This window comes from Microbacterium sp. NPDC057741 (assembly GCF_042798735.1).
Classification (GTDB): domain Bacteria; phylum Actinomycetota; class Actinomycetes; order Actinomycetales; family Microbacteriaceae; genus Microbacterium.
On record NZ_JBHVJW010000007.1, the window covers coordinates 98,141 to 114,341 of the forward strand.

Annotated in this window: 19 protein-coding genes; 9 read left to right on the top strand and 10 right to left on the bottom strand. The window is 69.4% G+C overall.

The genetic code is table 11. The features are described from left to right. The first annotated feature begins 23 nt into the window (after positions 1 to 23). Together ACFVDO_RS18210 and ACFVDO_RS18215 are read left to right on the top strand one after the other, a co-directional pair. Entirely contained in the window at positions 24 to 344 is a 321-nt protein-coding gene (locus ACFVDO_RS18210) for a hypothetical protein (protein WP_378859031.1), read from the top strand. Next, positions 344 to 1,219: a TatD family hydrolase gene (locus tag ACFVDO_RS18215; protein WP_378859032.1), complete on the top strand. Its 876-nt coding sequence runs from the start codon at positions 344 to 346 to the stop codon at positions 1,217 to 1,219. The genes ACFVDO_RS18210 and ACFVDO_RS18215 overlap by 1 nt, the downstream gene beginning before the upstream one ends. On the opposite strand, the gene ACFVDO_RS18220 is transcribed toward ACFVDO_RS18215, so the two are convergent. Then, entirely contained in the window at positions 1,208 to 2,674 is a 1,467-nt protein-coding gene (locus ACFVDO_RS18220) for a sugar porter family MFS transporter (protein ID WP_378859033.1), read from the bottom strand. The two genes, ACFVDO_RS18215 and ACFVDO_RS18220, sit on opposite strands and share 12 nt — an antisense overlap. Positions 2,675 to 2,737: 63 nt before the next feature. Here ACFVDO_RS18220 and ACFVDO_RS18225 point away from each other — a divergent pair, with 63 nt between their 5' ends. Continuing rightward, positions 2,738 to 3,316: a GNAT family N-acetyltransferase gene (locus tag ACFVDO_RS18225; RefSeq protein ID WP_378859034.1), complete on the top strand. Its 579-nt coding sequence runs from the start codon at positions 2,738 to 2,740 to the stop codon at positions 3,314 to 3,316. Here ACFVDO_RS18225 and ACFVDO_RS18230 read toward each other — a convergent pair. Continuing rightward, on the bottom strand, positions 3,313 to 4,578 hold the full coding sequence (locus ACFVDO_RS18230; RefSeq protein ID WP_378859035.1) for an MFS transporter: 1,266 nt from the start codon (positions 4,576 to 4,578) through the stop codon (positions 3,313 to 3,315). The genes ACFVDO_RS18225 and ACFVDO_RS18230 overlap by 4 nt on opposite strands. Positions 4,579 to 4,613: 35 nt before the next feature. On the opposite strand from ACFVDO_RS18230, the gene rsmA reads away from it, so the two are divergent. The 5 genes from rsmA (at position 4,614) to ACFVDO_RS18255 (ending at position 8,285) form a co-directional block, all read left to right on the top strand. After that, positions 4,614 to 5,456, top strand: coding sequence for a 16S rRNA (adenine(1518)-N(6)/adenine(1519)-N(6))-dimethyltransferase RsmA (gene rsmA / locus ACFVDO_RS18235; protein WP_378859036.1), 843 nt, complete (start codon positions 4,614 to 4,616; stop codon positions 5,454 to 5,456). Between the two features lie 111 nt (positions 5,457 to 5,567). Next, complete coding sequence (locus ACFVDO_RS18240) at positions 5,568 to 5,870, top strand: hypothetical protein (RefSeq protein ID WP_378859037.1); 303 nt, start codon at positions 5,568 to 5,570, stop codon at positions 5,868 to 5,870. 59 nt (positions 5,871 to 5,929) lie between these two features. Beyond that, entirely contained in the window at positions 5,930 to 6,271 is a 342-nt protein-coding gene (locus tag ACFVDO_RS18245; RefSeq protein ID WP_378859038.1) for a hypothetical protein, read from the top strand. A gap of 9 nt (positions 6,272 to 6,280) precedes the next feature. Further along, complete coding sequence (gene mgrA, locus ACFVDO_RS18250; RefSeq protein ID WP_378859039.1) at positions 6,281 to 7,345, top strand: L-glyceraldehyde 3-phosphate reductase; 1,065 nt, start codon at positions 6,281 to 6,283, stop codon at positions 7,343 to 7,345. Between the two features lie 7 nt (positions 7,346 to 7,352). Next, on the top strand, positions 7,353 to 8,285 hold the full coding sequence (locus ACFVDO_RS18255) for a 4-(cytidine 5'-diphospho)-2-C-methyl-D-erythritol kinase (protein ID WP_378859040.1): 933 nt from the start codon (positions 7,353 to 7,355) through the stop codon (positions 8,283 to 8,285). Positions 8,286 to 8,288: 3 nt separating this feature from the next. Here the strand turns inward: ACFVDO_RS18255 and ACFVDO_RS18260 are convergent, their stop codons facing one another. After that, positions 8,289 to 8,780 (bottom strand): nucleoside deaminase, encoded by a 492-nt coding sequence (locus ACFVDO_RS18260; protein WP_378859041.1) that lies wholly within the window; start codon positions 8,778 to 8,780, stop codon positions 8,289 to 8,291. Positions 8,781 to 8,825: 45 nt separating this feature from the next. On the opposite strand from ACFVDO_RS18260, the gene ACFVDO_RS18265 reads away from it, so the two are divergent. Beyond that, on the top strand, positions 8,826 to 10,655 hold the full coding sequence (locus tag ACFVDO_RS18265) for an ABC-F family ATP-binding cassette domain-containing protein (protein WP_378859042.1): 1,830 nt from the start codon (positions 8,826 to 8,828) through the stop codon (positions 10,653 to 10,655). Between the two features lie 7 nt (positions 10,656 to 10,662). On the opposite strand, the gene ACFVDO_RS18270 is transcribed toward ACFVDO_RS18265, so the two are convergent. The 7 genes from ACFVDO_RS18270 to idi are packed head-to-tail and all read right to left on the bottom strand — an operon-like array spanning position 10,663 to position 16,142. Next, positions 10,663 to 11,523: a prenyltransferase gene (locus ACFVDO_RS18270; protein WP_378859043.1), complete on the bottom strand. Its 861-nt coding sequence runs from the start codon at positions 11,521 to 11,523 to the stop codon at positions 10,663 to 10,665. Further along, positions 11,513 to 11,815 (bottom strand): lycopene cyclase domain-containing protein, encoded by a 303-nt coding sequence (locus ACFVDO_RS18275; protein WP_378859044.1) that lies wholly within the window; start codon positions 11,813 to 11,815, stop codon positions 11,513 to 11,515. The genes ACFVDO_RS18270 and ACFVDO_RS18275 overlap by 11 nt, the downstream gene beginning before the upstream one ends. After that, a complete protein-coding gene (locus tag ACFVDO_RS18280) occupies positions 11,812 to 12,138 on the bottom strand; it encodes a lycopene cyclase domain-containing protein (protein ID WP_378859045.1) in 327 nt (108 codons plus the stop codon). The genes ACFVDO_RS18275 and ACFVDO_RS18280 overlap by 4 nt, the downstream gene beginning before the upstream one ends. After that, positions 12,135 to 13,679, bottom strand: coding sequence for a phytoene desaturase family protein (crtI, locus tag ACFVDO_RS18285; protein WP_378859046.1), 1,545 nt, complete (start codon positions 13,677 to 13,679; stop codon positions 12,135 to 12,137). Before crtI ends, ACFVDO_RS18280 begins: the two co-directional genes overlap by 4 nt. Continuing rightward, entirely contained in the window at positions 13,676 to 14,545 is an 870-nt protein-coding gene (locus ACFVDO_RS18290) for a phytoene/squalene synthase family protein (protein WP_378859047.1), read from the bottom strand. Before ACFVDO_RS18290 ends, crtI begins: the two co-directional genes overlap by 4 nt. Continuing rightward, positions 14,542 to 15,585 (bottom strand): polyprenyl synthetase family protein, encoded by a 1,044-nt coding sequence (locus ACFVDO_RS18295; RefSeq protein ID WP_378859048.1) that lies wholly within the window; start codon positions 15,583 to 15,585, stop codon positions 14,542 to 14,544. Before ACFVDO_RS18295 ends, ACFVDO_RS18290 begins: the two co-directional genes overlap by 4 nt. After that, complete coding sequence (gene idi, locus ACFVDO_RS18300) at positions 15,582 to 16,142, bottom strand: isopentenyl-diphosphate Delta-isomerase (RefSeq protein ID WP_378859049.1); 561 nt, start codon at positions 16,140 to 16,142, stop codon at positions 15,582 to 15,584. The genes ACFVDO_RS18295 and idi overlap by 4 nt, the downstream gene beginning before the upstream one ends. Positions 16,143 to 16,201: the final 59 nt, after the last annotated feature.

Consider the following 16,201-nt stretch of genomic DNA (forward strand, 5'->3'; position numbering starts at 1 on the left):
TCCGGCACCACGAAAGGGAGAACATGAGCTCTGAAGCACGCACCAGTGCGGATGTCGCGGGCGCGCCCGCCGATGTCGCAGCTAAGGTCGAGCAGTTCCTGCTGGGCGAGAAGTGCACGATCGCGCAGAAGTCGCCGGACGGCCTGACCATCTGGTTCGTCACGCGCAAGACGATGCTGTCGTGGGAGCTCGAGGGGGCGGTCACGATCACGCCCGCCGCGCAGGGCAGCCACATCGAGCTTGTGCTGAACACCCACCACAACCGCCCGACGGCGATGATGGACGGCGTGAAGAACGAGAAGTCTGCGAAGAAGCTCACGGAGAAGCTCACTGCGGCACTGTGATGGCTGACACGTACGTGAAGGAACGGTCGTCGGACGGGCGCAAGGATCTGCGCTACCCGCCGGCGCCCGAGCCGCTCACCGTGCCGGTGTATGACAACCACGCGCATCTGGAGATCACCGACGGCGACGACCCCCTGTCATTGACAGAGCAGCTGGACCGGGCTGCCGCCGTCGGGATCGCCGGTGTCGTACAGGCATCCGGCGACATCGAGTCGTCGCGCTGGGCGGTCGCCGCCGCCGAGGAGGATGCCCGGGTGCTGGCCGCCGTCGCGATCCACCCGAACGACGCACCTGTCTACGCCGCCGAGGGGCGGCTGGACGAGGCGATCGCGGTGATCGACGAGCTCGCCGCGCATCCGCGCACGCGGGCGATCGGTGAGACCGGTCTGGACTACTTCCGCACCGACGAACCGGGCAGGCCCGCGCAGCACGAGTCCTTCGAAGCGCACATCGCGCTGGCCAAGAAGCACGGCATCGCGATGCAGATCCACGACCGCGACGCCCACGACGACGTGCTCGAGACCCTGGCACGTGTCGGCGCCCCCGATCGCACGGTGTTCCACTGCTTCTCCGGCGACGACGCGATGGCGCGCGTGGCGACGGATGCCGGCTGCTGGCTGTCCTTCGCAGGCAACCTCACGTTCAAGAACGCCCAGAACCTTCGCGACGCCCTGCACGTGGCCCCGCTGGATCGCATCCTGGTCGAGACGGATGCTCCGTTCCTGACTCCGGTGCCGCTGCGCGGCCGCCCGAACGCCCCCTACCTGGTGCCGCTGACGGTGCGCTTCATGGCCGCGGAGCTCGCCGTCGACGTCGACGAACTGTGCGCGCAGCTGGCCGCGAACACCCTCGCCGTCTACGGCTCATTCGAGTGATGACGCGATCCTCTTCGGATTGACGAACAGCGTCTCGGTCTGCTCGAGCTCCATGCCCTTGGTCTCGGGGATGCGCCACATCACGAACAGGAACGACAGGGCGGCGAAGAGCGCGTACATGCCGTAGGTGAGCGGCAGCGACCAGGCCGACATCGCGGGGAAGCTGACCGTGATGAGGAAGTTCGCGATCCACTGCGCACCTGCTGCCACGCCGAGCGCCTTTCCGCGGATGCGGCTGGGGAAGATCTCGCCGAGCAGCACCCACACGACCGGTCCCCACGATGCACCGAATCCGACCACGAACAGGTTCGCCGCCACCAGAGCGATCGGCCCCCATGGCGCCGGCAGCGTGACCGCACCGTCGGCGCCGGTCACCGAGAACGCGAAGCACAGGGCCATCGCGCCGAGCGCGACCGTCATGATCGCCGAACCGGTCAGCAGGATCGGCTTGCGGCCGACCCGGTCGACCAGGAAGATCGCGATGAGCGTGACCAGCACGTTGACGATGCCCGTGATGACGCTGATCCCGAACGAGTCGCTCTCGGCGAAGCCGACCGACCGCCAGAGCGTGGTCGAGTAGTAGAAGATCACGTTGATGCCGACGAACTGCTGGAACGTCGAGAGGATGATGCCGACCCACACGATCGGCTGCAGGCCGAGAGCCTTGCCGCGCAGGGACACGCCGGCGTTGCGGCGGTCCGCCTCGATCGCCGAGGTCAGTTCGTTCACGGTCTTGTCGAGGTCGACCGGCGGCACCAGGCGTGCGAAGATCGCCCGGGCCTCGTCCGACCGCCCCTTGGCGATCAGGTAGCGCGGCGACTCGGGCACGGTGAACGACAGGATGCCGTACACCGCGGCGGGGACGACGCCCACGATGAACATCCATCGCCAGGCATCCAGCCCGAACCAGAGCGGACTGTCGGCGGTGCCTGCAGACCATGCCAGGAGGGCATCGGAGAGCAGCGCGACGAAGATGCCGAAGGTGATCGCCAGCTGCTGCAGTGACGCCAGTCCGCCGCGGATCTGCTTCGGCGCGATCTCGGCGATGTATGCCGGAGCCACCACCGACGCGATGCCGATGCCGAGTCCGCCGATCACGCGCCACAGGGCGAGGTCCCAGACGGCGAAGGCGAGCCCCGAGCCGAGGGAGCTGATGAAGAACATGATGGCGCCGAGGAACATCACCCGCAGGCGCCCCCAGCGATCGGCGAGGTTGCCGGCGATGATCGCCCCCGCGGCGCAGCCGAGCAGCGCGATCGCGACCACGAATCCGGTCACCACCGAGTTCAGCGCGAAGTCGTGCTGGATCGAGTCGACGGCGCCATTGATCACCGACGAGTCGAAGCCGAACAGGAAGCCTCCGACCGCGGCCGCGACGGAGAGGCCGATCGCACGACGCCCGTACGGGCCGCGCAGCGTGAAGGTACCGGTGGGAACCGCATCGGAGGCGCTCATGCGAGTCAGGATACTCAGGCAGATGCGTGTTCGGCGCCATTCGCGAACCACTAATCTGGGCGGGTGCGCTTCCTCGACGAGATCACCCTGCAGGACGACTTCGTGCGTCTGGAGCCGCTCGGGCAGGAACATGCGGATGACCTGGCCGTCGCGGCAGCGACCATCACGAACGCCTGGTACACGTCCATTCCGACACCCGACGATGTTCCCGCTGAGATCGATCGACGGCTCGCACTCCGTGCCGAGGGCATGATGAATCCCTTCGCCGTGCGCCGGCTCGCCACCGGCGAGGTCGTCGGCACGACCACGTACTGCAACATCGACCAGCCCAACCGGCGGGTCGAGATCGGCTACACCTGGATCGGCACCGCCGCGCACCGCACCGAGGTCAACCCGGCGATGAAGCGCCTCATGCTCGCGCACGCCTTCGACACCTGCGACGCGATCGCCGTCTCACTGCTGACGCACTTCCACAATCGGCACTCGCGCGCTGCGATCGAGCGGCTGGGCGCCAAGCTCGACGGCATCCTGCGCAATCACCGCATCATGCCGGACGGATCGCTGCGCGACACCGCGGCGTACTCGATCCTGCCGCACGAGTGGCCCGCCGTGCGGAACGGACTGGACGCCCGCCTGGCTTAGAACTCGGGCGACGGCTCCGCGCCGATCACCGGGGGAGCAGCGGCGACGTGGCCGATCGAACGCCACATCAGCAGGAGCGTGATCGCCGCACCGGCGAACGCGAACCACCATGGCGCCGTCGGGCCCCAGAGCTGCGCGATGACGCCGCCGAGCGCCTGACCCAGCACCATTCCGCCGAACACGCCGACCATGTTCACCGAGCCGACCCTGCCCTGCAGCTCGTGCGGCACCAGGCGCTGCCTGACCGTGGTCGAGATCGTGCCCCAGACGAATGCGTAGGCACCGAACACGAACAGGATCACCAGGGCGACCCAACCGGTCGTGGTGAGCGCCATCGCCAGATGCATCAGCACCTCGAGGGTCAGGCACACCCGCATCAGCGTCGCGAACGACACGTGTCGCTCCAGCCAGCCGAAGCTTCCCGTGGCGATCAGGCCACCGAGTGCGGAGGCCGTGGTCAGGGCGCCGTAGCCGACCGGACCCATCCCGAGATGCTCGGTCGCGTACAGCACGAGTACGCCCCAGGGGGCCGCCCAGGTCACGTTGAACAACAGGATGATGGCGATCAGCGTGCGCACCGGCTTGTTGTGCCAGGCCCAGCGGATGCCCTCGGCGATGTCGTGCCGGATGTGGGTCTTCCCGGCATCCGTGACGTCCCTGACCGGCACCGGCTGACGGGCGATCCGCGAGACGAGCAGCACGGCCAGCGACACGCACAGCACCTGCAGCAGGAACGGCCAGAACGACCCGACCGCGAACAGGAACGCGCCCAGCGGAGGGCCGGCGAGCTGATTCGCGACGAGGAACCCGGCCTGCAGGCGGGCGTTGCCGATACCGAGGTCAGCCGGCTTCACCATCATCGGCAGCAGGGTGCCGCTGGTGGTGTCGGCGAACACCTCGGCCGTGCCGTACAGGAACGAGACGGCCAGCACGATCCAGACGTTCGCCGTCCCGGTGAGTAGGAAGAACACCAGCGCGAGCACGACCACCGCTCGGATGCCGTTGGCCAGCATCACCAGCATCCGCCGCTCCACGCGATCGGCGATCGCGCCGGCGTAGAGGCCGAAGAGCAACCACGGCAGGAACTGCAGCATCGCGCCGGATGCCACCAGGATCGGCGACGAGGTCATCGAGGCGATCAGCAGCGGGGAGGCGGCGAGGGCGATGCCGTCGCCGATGTTGCTCGTCCAGGCGGCCGACATCAGCCATCGGAAATCTGTGCCCAGACGGCGGGGTGCGATCAGTTCGCCGAGGGAGGTCACCGCATGATCCTACGGGGATACGCGAGAATGGATTCATGACCGTCTCCCTGCTCGGCGCTGCCGACATCCGCCGCCTCGCCGCCGAGCTCGACGTCACCCCCACCAAGAAGCTCGGGCAGAACTTCGTCGTCGACGCGAACACCGTGCGAAAGATCGTGCACGCCGCATCGGTGCAGGCGGGGGAGCGGGTCGTCGAGATCGGCCCCGGGCTCGGCTCCCTGACTCTCGCGATCCTCGAGACCGGGGCATCCGTCACCGCCGTCGAGATCGACCACCGTCTCGCCGAACGGCTGCCGCAGACCGCGCGCGAGCAGGGCGTGCCCGACGGCGCGCTCACCGTCGTCGACGCGGACGCACTCCGCGTGACCGAGCTGCCTGGCGACCCCGAGGTGCTGGTCGCCAACCTGCCCTACAACGTGTCGGTTCCCGTGCTGCTGCACTTCCTCGCGACCTTCCCCGGCATCGCGCGCGGCGTCGTGATGGTGCAGGCCGAAGTCGCCGAGCGGCTCGCCGCAAAGCCGGGATCGAAGATCTACGGCGCCCCCAGCGTCAAGGCCGCCTGGTACGGCTCGTGGAACCTGCGCGGCACCGTCTCGCGACAGGTGTTCTGGCCCGTCCCGAACGTCGACAGCCTGCTGGTCGGTTTCGAGAGGGATGTCGACCCGCGCGGCTCCGAGGACGAGCGCCGTCGCACTTTCGAGATCGTGGATGCCGCATTCAACCAGCGCCGCAAGATGCTCCGCCAGGCGCTGTCGGGCCTGTTCGGCAGCTCGGCCGCCGCATCCGCCGTGCTCGAGTCCGCCGGCGTCGCCCCGACCGGTCGGGGTGAGGATCTGACCGTCGACGACTACCACCGCGTGGCGCTCGCCGCTGGCTGACGTCCGGCACGTCACGTCCGCGTGGGCTCGTGCGCTTCCTGCGGACGGGCGCCGCCGTACCGTCGGCCCGAATCGTGCATCACCCTGCGAGCGAGCCCTAGACTGCGGGGCATGACCGTGATCCGGATGCTCGACGAGGCGCTCGTCGCGCTCGACGCCGGACTCTGGCTGGACCTGCACGCGACACCCCTCGCACTGCTGCTCGCGATCGGCCTGGTCGCGATCGGGGTGCTGCTGACCTCGGTCGTGACACGGCGGCTCGTCGTCTGGCGGCCGACGCATCCGGCACCCGTGCGCCGTGACGGGGATCGCGGCTGCGACGATCTGCGACCTGACCCGACCCGGTCAGCAGTGGCGATCCACGGCCCACGGGCACCGGGACGGAAAGACGTCCCGTCCCTCGCGCTCCGCTGACGACAGCCGGCGAGACGGGACGGGCTGTTCGTCGTCCGTCCCCTCGACCGGAGTCCGTCATGCCCGTGCTGTTCGTCCCCGTCCGCCTTCCGCGCCCATTGCGCCGAGTTCGGCTCGTTCTGCTGCGGCAGCGCAGTCGCTGGCGGCATCGGATGCTGCTCTCGATGGTGCGAACGAGCACCTGGATCTACTTCGCCGCCGCAGGGGTGATCGGCTTCGGCGGGCTGGAGGTCATGTTCGGCGCGTTTCTCATCGCACCGGAGCTGCTGCCGTTCGCACTGGCAGCCCTGGCGCTGGTCTGGGTGCTCAGGCGCGAGCGGCGCCGAGTGCGACTGGGCGTGCTTCGACTGCGGCGCCGGCGCTCGCGCCGGCGGGCGGAGCGCACCTCGCCGAGCCGGTAATCTTGCGGGATGAGCGAACCGCGTCAGCTGGACCGCACTCCCGATGTGCACCGCCCGTACACCGCCGACGCAGGTCGGTACGGTCGCGTCGACTACCGTCAGGTCGGCACCTCCGGGCTGTACCTGCCGCCGATCTCTCTGGGGCTGTGGTGGAACTTCGGCGACAACATCCCGCTCGACAATCAGCGCGCGCTGCTGCGGCACGCATTCGACAGCGGGATCACGCACTTCGACTTGGCCAACAACTACGGGCCCCCTCCGGGGTCGGCAGAGAAGAACTTCGGCCGCATCCTCGCTGAGGACTTGCGCCCGTACCGAGACGAGCTGATCATCTCGTCGAAGGCCGGCTGGGACATGTGGCAGGGCCCTTATGGTTACCTCGGCAGCCGTAAGTACATCATCGCCAGCGCTGAGCAGTCGCTGGCTCGCATGGGCCTGGACTACGTCGACATCTTCTACTCGCACCGCGTCGACCCGGACACCCCGGTCGAGGAGACCGTCGGCGCGCTGGACACCCTGGTGCGACAGGGCAAGGCCCTCTATGTGGGCATCTCGTCGTACTCCGCCGAGCGCACCGCTGCGGCCATGGCCGTCGCTCGCGAGCTGGGGACGCCGCTGGTCATCCACCAGCCGTCGTACTCGATCCTCAACCGCTGGATCGAGGACGGCCTGACCGACACTCTGCGCACGGAGGGCATGGGCGCGATCGCGTTCACCCCGCTCGCCCAGGGGCTGCTCACCGGCAAGTACCTCGCCGACGGCACCGCCGAGCGCGCGCAGAAACGCGGCTCGCTGCCTGATCGCCCGCTGTCCGAGCAGGGGCTCGCCGTGTTGCGCGGCCTGAACGACATCGCCGCGGAGCGTGGGCAGACACTCGCGCAGTTCGCGCTGCAGTGGACCCTGCGCGATCCAGTCGTGGCGTCGGCGCTGATCGGCGCATCGCGCCCCGAGCAGCTGGACGAGAACATCGCCGCGCTGAACGGCCCGGCCTTCAGCGCCGAGGAGCTCTCCCGCGTCGACGCGATCGCGAACGGCATCGACGTGAACCTCTGGTCCACCTCGTCGGACCTGTGAGCGCCCGATGAGTCTCGCGGCGCGCTCGGATGCCGTGCACGTGCGCGCTCCGGGCAAGATCAACATCTATCTCGGCGTCGGCGCGCGCCGCGATGACGGCTACCACGCCCTCGCGACCGTGTTCCAGGCCGTCTCACTGTACGAGGACGTCTACGCGTCACCGGCATCCGATTTCTCTCTGACCGTGTCGGGCGACGTCGACCCGAGCACCGTGCCCCTGGACGACCGCAATCTCGCGATGCGCGCCGCGAAGCTGGTCGCGCAGGCCGCCGGCGTCACCGACGGCGTCGCCCTGCACCTGCGCAAGAGCGTGCCGGTCGCCGGCGGGATGGGAGGGGGATCGGCAGATGCCGCGGCAGCACTGGTCGCCTGCGACGCGCTCTGGGGCACAGAGCTCGGCCCGCAGGCGCTGCACGAGCTGGCATCACGGCTGGGCGCCGACGTGCCGTTCGCGCTGCACGGCGGCACGGCGGTGGGCACCGGCCGCGGCGAGCAGCTGACGCCGGCACTCGCACCGGGCCGATTCGACTGGGTGCTCGTTCCCAGCAGTGCGGGACTCTCCACGCCGGCGATCTACGGGCGCCTCGACGAGCAGCGCGCGACCATGGGCTCTCTCGCCGATGACCCGCCGCTGTCGCTGGACGTGCCGGTCGCGGTGCTGCAGGCGCTGCGCGCGGGCGATCCTCTCGCGCTCGCGCCCGGCATGATGAACGACCTGGAGCCGGCGGCGGTCGCCGAGCGTCCCGAACTGGATCACATCCTCGCTGAGGGCGTTCGTGCAGGCGCGCTGACCGGCATCGTCTCGGGATCCGGCCCGACGATCGCCTTCCTGTGCGCGGGACCTGAGGCGGCAGCGGCCGTGCAGGACGAGCTGTACGCGATCGGCCGTGAGGCTCTGCACGTGCATGGCGCCGTTCCCGGCGCCCGCATCATGTCCTGAGGGTCAGAGCCCGCGCATCCGCGCGTGCAGCGCCTTCACCTCGTCGGCGAACGCCTCGACGGGTCCTGCGACCTCGATCCCAGGTGCGACGGTGGTGATCGGCAGCGCAGCGACGGGACCGGCCGGCACGCCCCATTCGGCGAGCCACCCCACGAGCTGCTCGGTACCCGTGGCGTAGACGATGCGACCCAGCCCGACCCAGGCGTGCGCGGCCGAGCACATCGGGCAGTGCTCACCCGAGGTGAAGGTGACCGCTGCGGCGCGCTGCTCGGGCGTGAGGTTCTCCGCCGCCCAGCGGGCGATCTCGAACTCCGGATGCCGGGTGGTGTCGCCGTCCTTCACGCGATTGCGATCCTCGAACAGCACGGTGCCCTCGGCGTCGACGATGAGCGACCCGAACGGCTCATCGCCGTCGTCCAGCGCCTCGGTGGCGAGGGCGACGCATCGGCGCAGCAGCGCGGCCTCGGTCTCGGTGGGGGAGTAGAACGCGGTCATGCTCCGAGCGTAGTCACACCCGCGCGGCACTAGCCTTGTAGGGACATGGCACATCTTCTCGGGGCCGAAGGCCTGCATCTCGAGTACCCCACCCGCGTCGTCTTCGACTCCGTCACGCTCGGCGTGGAGGAGGGCGACCGCATCGGCATCGTGGGTCGCAACGGCGACGGCAAGTCGAGCCTGCTCGGCATGCTCGCAGGTCTGCGCGAACCGGATGCCGGTCGCGTGACCGTCCGCGGCGGAACCACGATCGGGCGCCTCGACCAGGCCGACACCCTCGATGACGCACTCACGGTGGGCACCGCGGTCGTCGGCGACACCCCAGAGCACGAATGGGCGGGGGATGCCCGCATCCGCGACGTGATCTCGGGTCTCGTGGCCGACCTCGGGTGGGACACCCCCGTGGCATCGCTGAGCGGCGGCCAGCGCCGCCGCGTTTCGCTCGCGAAGCTGCTCGCCGGGGACTGGGACGTGCTCTTCCTCGACGAGCCCACCAACCACCTCGACGTCGAGGCGATCACCTGGCTGGCCGGGCACCTCAAGAACCGATGGGCGAAGAACGCGGGCGCGCTGCTCGTCGTCACCCACGACCGCTGGTTCCTCGACGAGGTCTGCAACGCGACCTGGGAGGTGCACGACCGCATCGTCGAGCCGTTCGAGGGCGGCTACGCCGCCTACATCCTTCAGCGCGTGGAGCGCGACAGGATGGCCGCGGCATCAGAGGCGAAGCGGCAGAACCTGGCCCGCAAAGAGCTCGCCTGGCTGCGTCGCGGCGCACCGGCGCGCACCAGCAAGCCGAAGTTCCGCATCGACGCCGCCAATGAGCTGATAGCGGACGTGCCGCCGATCCGTGATTCGGTGTCGCTGCAGTCGCTCGCGACCTCGCGGCTGGGCAAGGACGTCGTCGACCTGCTCGATGCCGGGGTCTCCTATGGCGACCGCGAGGTGCTCAAGGACGTCGAGTGGCGTATCGCACCGGGAGAGCGAACCGGCATCCTCGGTGTGAACGGCGCGGGCAAGTCCACGCTGCTCGGCCTGATTTCGGGTGCCGTGCAGCCCACCAGCGGTCGGGTCAAGCACGGCAAGACCGTGCAGGTGCGCACGCTCACGCAGCGTCTGGACGAGCTCGACAAGCACTGGAACGACCCCGTGCGCACCGTGATCAACGGTCTCCGGACCTCGTACACGTTCGGCACCGGCTCGAAGGCGCAGGACCTCACACCCGGCCAGCTGCTGGAGCGCCTCGGCTTCACCTCGGCCCAGCTGTCCACCCCTGTGAAGGACCTCTCCGGTGGCCAGCAGCGCCGCCTGCAGCTGCTGCTCGTGCTGCTCGACCAGCCCAACGTGCTGATCCTCGACGAGCCCACCAACGACATGGACACCGACATGCTCGCCGCCATCGAGGACCTCCTCGACTCCTGGCCGGGCACCCTGCTCGTCGTGAGCCACGACCGGTACTTCCTGGAGCGCGTCACCGACCAGCAGTACGCGATCCTCGACAAGCATCTGCGGCACCTGCCCGGCGGCGTGGACGAGTACCTGCGGCTGCGGGCTCTTGAGCAGTCCTCGCCCTCGGCCGCCCCGCGCCCTTCGTCTGGCTCCGCTCGCTCAGGATCCGCCGGGCATGATGCAGCGTCGCAGGCATCCGCGCTGGACGGCGCAGCCCGCCGCGCCGCCGAGAAGGAGCTGGCCGCGCTCGAGCGCAGGATGCAGAAGCTGAACGGCGACATCGACAGGGCGAAGCACGCCCTCGCCGATCATGACCAGTCCGACTACGCAGGTCTCGGCGAGAAGATGAAGGCCATCCAGACCCAGCAGGACGAGGTCGAGGAACTCGAGCTGCGCTGGTTCGAGCTCACCGAGCAGCTCGGCTGAGCGCCCGTCACGAGGACTGGGCCGCGAAAGCGATCAGCAGCATCGTCACGAGGAATCCGCACAGGTAGTTGATCCACAGGAACTTCCGCCAGCCGCGGTTCGCGCGGGCGGAGTCCTCATCGCTGACGAATGCGTAGGGCGCGGCGGCGAGGAGATAGGGGACCACGAGCACGGCGGCGAGCGCGCCCGGCCAACCGGTCGTGAGCACCAGCAGGCCGGCCGCGGTCCAGCAGACGAGCGCGAAGCGCACGGTGCGCGCAGCTCCGAGGACGGTGGCGATCGAGGCGATGCCGCCCTCCCGGTCCGGGATGACGTCTTGCACGGCGCCGAAGGCATGACTGGCCATGCCCCAGAGGAAGAAGGCGCAGAGGACCGCGACGAGTCCCCAGGTGAACGTGCCGTCGGCGAGTACGACGCCGTAGACGGCGGGGCTGACGAAGTGCACGCTGGATGTCGCGGAGTCCAGGCCCGGCACTTCCTTGAAGCGCATCGGCGGTGCCGAGTAGGCGACGACGGCGAACAGACTCACCGCGAGCACGAGCCAGGAGAGCGGCGAGCCCATCGCCACGAGTGCGGCGATGAACGGCACGCAGAGCACGGCGGAGGCGATCAGGATGCTCCGGTGGCGTGATCGCGGCAGCAGCGCGCCCTCCACTCCGCCCTTGCGCGGGTTCGCAAGATCGGACTCATGATCGAACACGTCGTTGATGCCGTACATCGCGAGGTTGTACGGGACGAGGAAGAACAGTGCTCCGACGATCAGTGCGGCATCCACTTCCCTCGCCGTGAGGAGATAGGCGGCCGCGAACGGGTAGGCGGTGTTGATCCAGCTCAGCGGCCGGGACACGGCGAGAAGGTCACGGATCATCGTGCCTCCTGAGCACTCCCCAGAGGGCGGGAAGCAGGAACACTGCCGCGAGGGGGTACGCGAAGTCCTCGATGGGAGCCGCGCCGATCATGAGTCCCGAGACCCGTTCGTCGTCGGCGTAGGCGAACAGGCCCGCGGCGATCATGAGGTTGTCGAAGACGGCAGTCAGGACGAGCAGCACGCCGGCCGTGATGGCCAGCGCCGTCAGCGACAGCGGTGTTCGTCGCCGTACGAGGATGGCGAAGACGACGGCGATGGCGAGGAAGACCGCGGAGAGTGCTGGATAGGTCATCGCTCACCTCGGCGCCGGTCGAGTGAGCGCTGGACGCCGCACGCCAGCGTCATGGTCAGCTGACAGAGGAAGAGCAGGAACACCGGCTCCTCCAGAGGCAGCTCGGGCGCCAGGAGGATCCCGGTCGAATACGGATTTTCGCCGCGGAAGAAGATCCCCAGCGCGATGCCCGCGGCGTCCCACAGCAGCAGGAAGGCGACGCCGATCGCGAGGACGCTCGCCGCCCGCACCGGGTCGCGTCCGAGGAACAGGCCGAGCCGGATGTCCAGGGCGATGACACCCGCGAGCGAGATCAGCAGCAGGATCAGGTACAGCGCGTTCACAGCGGCTCCGGGAGCGGGGTCGCCGTGCGGTCCCCGCGCAGGCGCTTGAGCACGAGTTCGGCGCTGATCAGGCACATGGGCAGTCCGATCCCGGGAATGGTCGACGCTCCCGCGAGGAGCAGCCCCTTCACGCGCGGTGAGGTGTTCCGGCCCCGGAGCACCGCGCTCTGCCGCAGCGTGTGGGCCGGGCCGAGGGCTCCGCCTCGCCAGGCCCCGAATTCGCGCTCGAAGTCGGCGGGGCCGACGCTCCGCCGCACGACGATGCGCTCGCGGAGCCCGGGGATCCCGCACCAGGCGGAGATCTGGTCGATGGCGGCGTCGACTGCGCGCTCCACGGCCGGGGATCCTCCGCCGTCGAGGCCGCCGCCGCCGATGTCGGGGTCCGCGGGGACGGGCACCAGCACGAACAGATTCTCGTGGCCGGGGGGCGCCACGGCGTCCGACGCGCTCGGTCGGCAGATGTACAGCGAGGCGGGGTCGGGGATCCGAGGACGGCCGCCGTAGATGTCATCGAAGCCCGCATCCCAGTCCTCCGCGAAGAGCAGGGTGTGGTGAGCGAGCTCCGGGAGTTCGCCACGGACGCCGAGCATCGCCAGTACCGCACCGGGACCCGGATCCCTGCGGCGCCACCAGCTCTCGGAACGGCTGCGGTGCGCCGGCGCGAGCAGCTGCCGCTCCGTGACGCGGAGATCGGCGGTCGAGACCACGACGTCGGCGGGGAGGACCTCGATCCCCTCGGGGCTCTCCACCTCCACGCCGACGGCGGCACCGTCCCTGACGATGATCTGTCGCGCCCTTGTCCCGGTCGTCAGCGTCGCGCCATGGTCGACGGCGAGACCGGCGATCGCGTCGATGACGGCGCTGAAGCCCCCGCGGGGATAGAGCACGCCCTGTCCGATGTCCAGATGGCTCATCAGGTGGTACATGCTCGGTGCCCGGGACGGTGACGTGCCGAGGAAGACCGCGGGGTATCCGAGGACGCGCTGCACGCGGGGATCGCGGGAGCTCCGCCGGATCATCCTGTCGAGAGGCTCTCCGAGAAGGCGGGCGAGTCGGGGGAGCCTCGCCAGGAGCGCGGGGTCGAGGAACGGCCGGAGGGACTCGTAGCTGCTGTAGAGGAACGAGGATGTGGCCAGCGAATACGTGTCCGCGGCCGAGGTCAGATACCGGTCGAGGCTCTCGGCCGACGCGGGGTCCAATTCGGTCAGCGCGGCGACGGCGTTCTCCGCAGGCAGGTCGAAGGGCGTCGGATCGCCCTCGAAGAAGACCCGGTATGCAGGATCGAGGCGGAGCAGGTCGAGCTGCTCGGCGGCGGAAGTGCCGAGCAGCCGGAAGAAGTGGTCGAAGACCTCCGGCATCAGATACCAGGACGGCCCGGTGTCGAAGACGAAGCCCCGGGACTCCCAGCGTCCTGCTCTGCCGCCGAGCTCGTCGCGGGCCTCCACGAGGACGACGTCCAGCCCCTCGTTCGCGAGCAGGGCTGCGGTGGCGAGCCCGGAGATGCCGCCGCCGATCACGACGGCGCGTTCGGCGGTGCTCACCCGATCACCCGCCCGAGGGCCGCTCCGGAGACGAGCCGCAGCTTGACGGACGTCGGCACGGATACGCGTCGTCGCCTCAGCTGTTCGACCGGGGTCGCTCTGAGTTGTTCGTTCAGGCGGCCGAACAGCGCGGCGGCGGCGGCGGTCGCTCGCCGGGAGCCCGGAGGCAGTCGTCGTATGGCGGAGCGCGCCGCCGTCAGATCATCGTCGATCTCGTCCACCATCGCGTTCTTGTCCGCCTCGGTGAGACGCCCTCCCCGCGTACCCGGGATGTACTGCCGTCCGAGGGAGTCGACGTCATCCGCGAGGTCGCGGAGGAAGTTCACCTTCTGGAAGGCGGCGCCGAGGCGACGAGCGCCCTCTTCGAGATGATCGTCGATCGGCGTCCCCGGCGACTCGGAGGCGAAGACGCGCAGGCACATCGACCCGACGACCTCGGCAGAACCGTGGATGTAGCGCCGGAAGGTCTCGCGGTCGTACTCGATGGGATCCAGGTCCATCCGCATCGATGCGAAGAACGGCCGCAGCAGCTCGGCGGTGATCCCGGTCTGGCGCGCGGTGACGGCGAACGCGTGCACGACGAGATTCGCACTGAAGCCGCGCGCGATGGCGGCGATCGTCTCCTGCTCGAGCTCGTCCAGGATGCTGCGCGTCGTGCCTGGATCGAGACCGGCCTCGAGGGCGGGACCGTCGACGATCTCATCGGCGACCCTGACCAGTGCGTAGACATCGGCGATGCCCTGTCTGACGTCGCGGGGGAGCAGACGGCTCGCCAGCCCGAACGACGTCGAGTAGGCATCGATGATGCGTCGTGAGGACGTGCGCGCCGTCGTCGTGTACAGGGCGAGCCCCTCCGCTCTGCTCATGACTGCCGCTCCGCGCACATCGCCGCGATGTCTGCCAGAGCGTCCTTCAGCGCGGACGGCAACGGCGCGGTATCGATCGCCCGGCGGGCTCTCGCGAACTGTTCCTCGACGGCACACTGCATACGTGCCGATGCGCCGGAGGCTGTCAGGGCACCGCGCATCCGTGCCGCGTCGCCCTCTTCGAGCGGCGCGCGCCCGAAGAGATGCTGCACGTCGCGCCATTCCGCGGTCTCCTCGGCGAAGGCGATCAGCAGCGTCCGCTTGCCCTCACGCAGATCACCGCTGACCGACTTGCCGGTGCGATCTTCTGCGCCGAACACCCCCAGCACGTCGTCGCGCAGCTGATAGAGCACGCCGAGTTCGCGCCCGATCCGCTCCACGGCGGTGACGCGTGCCGCTTCGGCTCCGGCGATGATCGCCCCCGTGCGCAGAGGGGCGGCACAGGAATACGTCGCGGTCTTCTGCGCCATCGTCTCGAGGATCTCGGCGGGCGACGGGGAGGCCATCCCTCGGCCTGCGGCCACGTCGGCGTGCTCGCCGGCGACGGCGTCGAACAGAGCGTCGTCGATCATGCGGTGCATCTCTCCGGCGACGCCGTGCGGCAGATCGGAGACGAGCGCGTGAGCACCGCTGATGAGGAGGTCTCCTGCGAGCATCGCCGACGCCGTGCCCCACGCGGTCGCGTCGTCCAGAGGTCGCCCGGCGTCGATCGCATCCGCGGTGAACAGTCCGGCGAGGTTGGGTCGACCACGGCGGACGAGGTCCCCGTCGAGGACGTCGTCGTGGAGGAGGAGCGCGGTGTGCAGGATCTCGAAGGCGGCACCGGCGACCTCGGCGGAGCGGCGGTCCGCGCCGCCGAGATGGTCGTGGGACAGCAGCACCAGCCTCGACCGCAGGCGCTTGCCACCATCGGCCGCCTCACGGGTTCTCCGCCAGAGAAGCGCGTGACCCTCGCTCCGCGTCCTCGCGCGCTCCTCGCGCTCCGCGAAGAAGCGGCGGATCGTCGCCTCGACGCCGGTCCTCTCCATCGTGGAGCTCATGCCGCCCGCTGCCATGCTGCGGCGCGGATCTCGCCGTCTGCACGTGAGAGCTCTGCGGCCTGGCTCACGAGCCAGGGGCTGAAGGCCCACGGGGCGGCCGTGAGCGCGATCGCGAGATTCCGGGGGTCGACCCAGCGCAGCTCCATCGCCTCCGCCGCCACGAGGACGGGGTCGCCGAGGGCACGGGCCGTGTACACGGGGCAGACCTCGTTCTCCACGGTGCCCGAGGCGTCCACCGCGCGGTAGCGGAAGTCGGGGAGCTCCAGGCGGATGTCTGCGAGTTCCAGCCCCAGCTCCTCGCGCGCCCTGCGCATCACCGCGTCGGGTATCGGCTCGAACGGCTGGGGGTGGCCGCAGAAGGCGTTGGTCCAGGTGCCGGGCCACGTGCGCTTGCCCAGAGCGCGTCTGGTGATCAGGACCCGGCCGTGCTCGTCGAGGACGTGACACGAGAATGCGAGGTGCAGCGGGGTGCGGTCGTGGTGCACCTCCGCCTTCTGGGCGACGCCGCAGGGCGTGCCGTCGTCATTGAGGAGCACGACGCGTTCCTGAGCCGTCATCATTTCTCTCTCCTGTCTAGTTGCTAGCCAGGCTAGCTTTCTCCGAATCATATAGCTTC

Excerpts from the sequence above, each read along its gene's own strand:
- ACFVDO_RS18210 (WP_378859031.1), top strand. The coding sequence starts at position 24 with ATGAGCTCTGAAGCACGCACCAGTGCGGATGTCGCGGGCGCGCCCGCC.
- ACFVDO_RS18215 (WP_378859032.1), top strand. The coding sequence starts at position 344 with ATGGCTGACACGTACGTGAAGGAACGGTCGTCGGACGGGCGCAAGGAT.
- ACFVDO_RS18220 (WP_378859033.1), bottom strand. The coding sequence starts at position 2,674 with ATGAGCGCCTCCGATGCGGTTCCCACCGGTACCTTCACGCTGCGCGGC.
- rsmA (WP_378859036.1), top strand. The coding sequence starts at position 4,614 with ATGACCGTCTCCCTGCTCGGCGCTGCCGACATCCGCCGCCTCGCCGCC.
- ACFVDO_RS18240 (WP_378859037.1), top strand. The coding sequence starts at position 5,568 with ATGACCGTGATCCGGATGCTCGACGAGGCGCTCGTCGCGCTCGACGCC.
- ACFVDO_RS18245 (WP_378859038.1), top strand. The coding sequence starts at position 5,930 with ATGCCCGTGCTGTTCGTCCCCGTCCGCCTTCCGCGCCCATTGCGCCGA.
- mgrA (WP_378859039.1), top strand. The coding sequence starts at position 6,281 with ATGAGCGAACCGCGTCAGCTGGACCGCACTCCCGATGTGCACCGCCCG.
- ACFVDO_RS18255 (WP_378859040.1), top strand. The coding sequence starts at position 7,353 with ATGAGTCTCGCGGCGCGCTCGGATGCCGTGCACGTGCGCGCTCCGGGC.
- ACFVDO_RS18260 (WP_378859041.1), bottom strand. The coding sequence starts at position 8,780 with ATGACCGCGTTCTACTCCCCCACCGAGACCGAGGCCGCGCTGCTGCGC.
- ACFVDO_RS18265 (WP_378859042.1), top strand. The coding sequence starts at position 8,826 with ATGGCACATCTTCTCGGGGCCGAAGGCCTGCATCTCGAGTACCCCACC.
- ACFVDO_RS18270 (WP_378859043.1), bottom strand. The coding sequence starts at position 11,523 with ATGATCCGTGACCTTCTCGCCGTGTCCCGGCCGCTGAGCTGGATCAAC.
- ACFVDO_RS18275 (WP_378859044.1), bottom strand. The coding sequence starts at position 11,815 with ATGACCTATCCAGCACTCTCCGCGGTCTTCCTCGCCATCGCCGTCGTC.
- ACFVDO_RS18290 (WP_378859047.1), bottom strand. The coding sequence starts at position 14,545 with ATGAGCAGAGCGGAGGGGCTCGCCCTGTACACGACGACGGCGCGCACG.
- ACFVDO_RS18295 (WP_378859048.1), bottom strand. The coding sequence starts at position 15,585 with ATGAGCTCCACGATGGAGAGGACCGGCGTCGAGGCGACGATCCGCCGC.
- idi (WP_378859049.1), bottom strand. The coding sequence starts at position 16,142 with ATGACGGCTCAGGAACGCGTCGTGCTCCTCAATGACGACGGCACGCCC.